Source organism: Streptomyces sp. WAC05292 (genome assembly GCF_003949955.1).
GTDB lineage: Bacteria > Actinomycetota > Actinomycetes > Streptomycetales > Streptomycetaceae > Streptomyces > Streptomyces globosus.
Map to the genome: position 1 here is coordinate 1 of NZ_RPSE01000424.1, position 5,242 is coordinate 5,242.

Consider the following 5,242-nt stretch of genomic DNA (forward strand, 5'->3'; position numbering starts at 1 on the left):
TTCGGGGCCCGCGGGGGAGGCGGGGCGGTCGGGCCGCGCCGCGCGCCCCGGCAGCCAGTACGACCGGGTGGCGAGCCGCGCGGCCGGCAGATCGGCCATCCGGCGGGCGTCCTCGGGCAAGAGGGCGCGCGGATCGACGGGGACGCCCAGCACGGCGAGCCGGGCGAGGGTGAGGACGAGGCCGCGGCTGCCGCCCGCCGCCCCCTCCCCGTCGACGGCGGCGACGCGCACGTCGTCGTGGCCGTAGAGGTTGCGGCGGACCGATGCCAGGAGCGAGCCGCCGCCGGTCACCTGGAGGAACACCCGGGCCCCGGCCTCGTACGCGGTGCGGACGGCGTCTCCGAAGCGGACCGGCTCGAACGCCTGCCGGGCCCACAGCCCGGGCAGCCCCCCGGGTTCGGTGTGCACCGCCGCGTCCACGCACGACACGAACGGCAGCTCCGGGCGGGCCGGCCGGCAGTCGGCGAGGGCCGTGCGCACCGCGTCCCCGGCGCCGTCGAGGAGCGGCGAGTGGAAGGCGTTCGACACCTCCAGCGTCGCGGTGACCACACCCGCCTCGGCACACGCCTTCCGCAGCGCTGCGAGCCCCTCCGGCGTACCGCTGACGACGACCTGCCGCTGCTGGTTGAAACACGCGGGCCACACGCCGTCGACGCCACCCATGAGCCGCCGGCAGGTCTCCTCGTCGGCCTGCACCGCGAGCATCCCCCCGCGCACCTCGCGCTCGGCCGCCTTCAGGGCCGCCCCGCGGCGCGCCAGCAGGCGGACGGCGTCCTCGCCGGTGAGCGCACCGGCCGCCGCGGCCGCCGCGAACTCGCCCGCACTGTGGCCGAGGGCGAGGTCCGGGGAGACGCCGCAGCCGGCGAGGAGGCGGGTGGCGGCGATCTGCACGATGCCGAGCAGCGGCTGGCACACGTCGGTCGAGGCGAGCCGCCGCCGCAGCCCCTCCGCGGAGCCGGGCGCGCTGCCCGCACCCCCGTACAGCAGGCCGGCGACGTCGACTCCGCCTGCCCGCGAGGCGACGGCCCCGAGCGCACCGACGTCAGCCCGGAAGCCGGGGAACCTCTCGTGGAGCTCGCGCAGCATGCCCGGCTGCTGGCTGCCCTGGCCGGGGAAGACGAAGGCGATGCGGCGCCGGGCGGCGGGCAGCGGCGCGTCGGCGGCGAAGGCGCCGTCCCCCAGGTCGCCGCGGGCGCCGTCCGCCAGTTGGCGGCGGGCCTCCCGCAGCCGCTGCACGAACCCGTCGGTGTCGTCCGCGACGACCGCGAGGCGGGCCGTCAGCGGCTGCCGCGAGCCGAGCGTGTGCGCCAGCGCCGTGAGCGGCGGGCGCTGCTCCGCCGGCAGGGCGTCGAGCGCGTCGAGCACCTCGCCGACGTGCTCGACCAGCAGTTCCGTGCTGCCCGCCGACAGCAGCAGGAGCTGCGGGCCGGCGTGCACGGCCGGCGCGGCGGGGAGCGCCGGCGGGGCGGGCGCCTCCTCCAGCACCACGTGGACGTTCGTACCGCCGAAACCGAACGAGCTGACGGCGGCCCGCCGCGGGCCGGGCCCCTGCGGCCAGGGCCGCGCCGTGTCGGCGAAGCGCAGGCCCGCGGCGGATACCGGCAGGTCCGGGTGGGGGGAGATGGGCGGCTGCGGCACGATCGTGCGGTGGTGGACGACCAGCGCCGTCTTGATCAGCCCCGCCATGCCGGCCGCGGCCAGCGAATGTCCGATGAGGGCCTTGCCGGCGGCGAGGTAGCACAGGCCCGGATCATCGTCGGGGTGCTCGGTCCGCAACCGCAGCAGCGCCTCGACTTCGGAGCGGTCGCCGACGGCCGTGCCCGTGCCGTGGGCTTCCAGGAAGCCGACGGAGGACGGCGCCGCGTCCGCGTCCTCGTAGGCGCGGCGCATCGCGCGCAGCTGGCCCTCCGGGGTGGGGACGAGCGGCCCCGGGGACGCGCCGTCGTTCGCCGAGCCGATGCCCTTGACCACCGCGTAGACGCGGTCGCCGGCGGCGAGGGCGTCCGCGAGCGGGCGGACGACGACCGCGCCGGCGCCCTCGCCGAGGACGAAGCCGTCGGCCCCCCCGTCGAAGGGCCGGCACACCCCGGACGCGGACAGGGCACGCAGCCGGGAGAAGCCGATCAGGCCGTCGGGCGTCAGGTTGAGGAACACCCCGCCGACCACCGCCGCCCGGCAGCTGCCCTGCCGCAGGTGGGCGACCGCCTGGTCGAGGGCGACCAGCGAGCCGGAGCAGGCGGCGTCGACGGCGAAGCTCGGCCCGCCCAGGCCGAACTGCCGGCTGATGGCGCCGGGCGCCATGTTCAGCAGGCTCCCCGGCAGCGTGTACGGCTGGAAGGTGCCCAGCCGGCGCGCCCGCTCCCGGGCCGCGTCGACCCGGCCGCGGTCCTCCGCGCCGTCCGCCTCGTCGTCGGCGAGGGCGATCGCCCGGAGCGGGGCCGTCATCAGGTCCTTGTAGTCGGACACCGAGATCCCGACGAACACGCCGGTGTTCTCCCGGTCGAAGCCGCCGCGGCCCAGCCCCGCGTCGTCGAGGGCCTCGCGGGCGACGTCGAGCATCAGCCGGTGCTGCGGGTCCATGGCCCGCGCGCGGGAGGGCGGCACCCCGTAGTGCAGGGCGTCGAAACGGTCCACGCCGTCGACGAACGCCACCTGGTCGGTGTACGCGGCCAGCGGCGCCGACGGGTCGCCGGGCTCGTGGAACGGCTCGTGGTTCCAGCGCTCCGCCGGGACGGGGCCGAAGCGGCGCTCCCCGCTCAGCAGGAGCTTCCAGTAGGCGCGTACGTCGGGGGCGCCGGGGAAGCGGCAGCCGAGCCCGGTGATGGCGATGTCGGTCATGGCGGGTTCCTTCCAGGGGTGAACGGTGTACGGGCGGTACGGGCGGTACGGGCGGTACGGGCGCGCGGTGTCAGCCGCGGACCGGGACGGGGGGTGCGGACAGCCGCGCCGCGGTGGGGCACCGCGCGGGCGGCGGCGCCGGAGGCGGCGGCGCCGGCGGCCGCGGCCGCGGGGCCTTCGCCCGCAACGGGCGCGGCGCCCACCAGTTCAGGCCGCCGGCCAGCCGCATCAGCGCCGGCACCAGGACGCCCCGCACGAGCGTGGCGTCGAGGAGGACGCCGAGCCCGGCGCCGATCCCGAAGAACTGCAGCAGCGAGACCCGGGAGGTCCCGAAGGCCAGCAGGGTGAAGGCGAGCAGGGCGCCCGCGGTGGTGACGATGCCGCCGGTGCGGGCCACGCCCGAGACGATCGAGCGGGCGTTGTCCTCGCCCGCGTCGTGCGCCTCCTTGATCCGGGCGAGGACGAACACCTCGTAGTCCACGGACAGGCCGAAGACGATGCAGAACAGCAGCACCGGCATGGTCGTGCTCAGCGGGCCGGGGGTGAAGCCCAGCAGGCCCCGGAGGTGGCCCGACTGGAACACCCACACCATGGCCCCGAGGACCGCGGCGAGGCTCAGCGCGTTCAGCGCGATCGCCTTCAGCGGCAGCAGCACGCTCCGGGTGAACGCGAACAGCAGCAGGAAGGTGGTCAGGCCGATCACGCCGACGGCCGCCGGGATCCGGTCCCGGACGGTGTCCTTCGCGTCGACCAGCACCGCGCTCGGTCCGCCCACGAGCGCCTCGCCGCCCGCCGGGGCGGCCGTGCCGCGGACCTCGTGCACGAGCTGCTGCGCCGCGCGGGAGCGGGGGTCGTCCTGCGGGACCACGGCCAGCCGCACCGTGTCCCGGCCGCTCCCGGAGGGAGCCGGGGCGGGCGCGGCGCCGGCCGGGCCCCCTGCCGACGGGCCGGCGCCGCCCCGGAAGGTCCCGTCGGGGCCGGTCACCCGGGCGACGCGAGGCAGCGCGGACAGGCGGCGGGCGTAGTCCCGCCGCTCCGACGGGGAGGCCCCGCCGGTGACGAGGACGGTCAGCGATCCGGCGCCCTTGGCGTCGAACCCGCCGCGGACGAGGTCCCCGGCCTGCCGGGCGGCGCTGCCCGCCGGCAGAGCCCGGTCGTCGGGGGTGGCGAACCCGGCGTGGCCGAGCGGCGCGGCGAGGAGCACCAGCAGCCCGGCCACCGGCAGCGCCGCGAGCAGCGGCCGCCGTACGACGAGGCCCGCCAGTGCCTCCCAGAAACGCGACCGGGACCCGGAGCGGGCCCGCCCGCGCCACGGGACCGGCCACGCGTCGACCCGCCTGCCGAGCAGCACCAGCAGGGCCGGCAGCACGGTCACGGCGCTCACCGCGGCCACGGCCACCACGGCGATGCCCGCGTACGCGAACGAGCGCAGGAAGTACGGCGGGAAGACGAGCAGGGCGGCGAGGGCCGCCGAGACCGTCGCCGCGCTGAAGAGGATGGTGTGCCCGGCGGTGCGCACGGTGCGCACGGCGGCGCCGCGAGGAGCGCACCCGGCGGCGAGCTCCTCGCGGAAGCGGGAGACGACCAGCAGCCCGTAGTCGATGCCGAGGCCGAGGCCCAGCGCCGTGGTCAGGTTGAGGGCGAACACCGACACGTCCGTCAGGGAGCCGAGGACACTCAGCACGAGCAGCGTGCCGGCGACGGCCAGGGCGCCGATCAGCAGCGGGAGGGCTGCGGCGACGACACTGCCGAAGACCAGGACCAGCAGCAGGAGGGTGCCGGGCAGGACGACCGCCTCCGCCCGCTTCAGATCGGACTCCGCGGCCTCCTGGAGCTCGGCGTCGACGAGCGCCGACCCGCCGGCGTGCACGGTGAGCGCCGCCGGGTCGGCCCCGGGCCGGGTCAGCTCGGCGGCCAGCCGCCGCACCCGCTCGGCGAGCCGCTCGCCCTCGCCGTCGACGTGGGCGGTCACCATCGCGGTCCGGCCGTCGCGGCCGCGCAGCTCCGCCGCGCCGCCGCTCCAGTACGAGGCCACGGAGTCGACGTGCGGCCGGGCGGCGAGGCGCCGTGTGAGCTCCCCGCCCGCGGCGCGGGCCGCGGGGGAGTCGACGGAGCCGGCGCCGGCCCGGGCGACGAGAACCAGGTTGGGGGAGGCGCCGAGGTGCTCGGCGGCGGCGACGGCGGCGGCCCTGGCGGACTCGGAGCCGGGGTCGTCGTACCCCTGCGTCTTCAGTCGGCCGGCGACATCGGCACCGAACACGGCGGACAGCAGGAGGAAGACGAGGCCGGCCACGAGAACGAGCCGCGGCCGACGCGTCGCGAAGCTCCCTGCACGGCGGAACATGGACCTCTCCGATCCCTTCGGCGACCGCTCCTGCGGGGATGCGGGGCGGGGGATCTCCAC

General features: G+C 77.6%; 2 protein-coding genes. Both read right to left on the bottom strand.

Features of this window, described 5'->3' with window-relative positions; all coding sequences use genetic code 11:
* Positions 1-2,838 (bottom strand): type I polyketide synthase (locus EF903_RS28370; RefSeq protein ID WP_148142591.1); only part of this gene is annotated, 2,838 nt, incomplete at its 3' end.
* Positions 2,839-2,908: 70 nt separating this feature from the next.
* Positions 2,909-5,182, bottom strand: coding sequence for an efflux RND transporter permease subunit (locus EF903_RS28375; RefSeq protein ID WP_125547877.1), 2,274 nt, complete (start codon positions 5,180-5,182; stop codon positions 2,909-2,911).
* Between the last annotated feature and the right edge of the window lie 60 nt (positions 5,183-5,242).

Coding starts and splice junctions, on each gene's coding strand:
- EF903_RS28375 (WP_125547877.1), bottom strand. CDS start 5,182: ATGTTCCGCCGTGCAGGGAGCTTCGCGACGCGTCGGCCGCGGCTCGTT.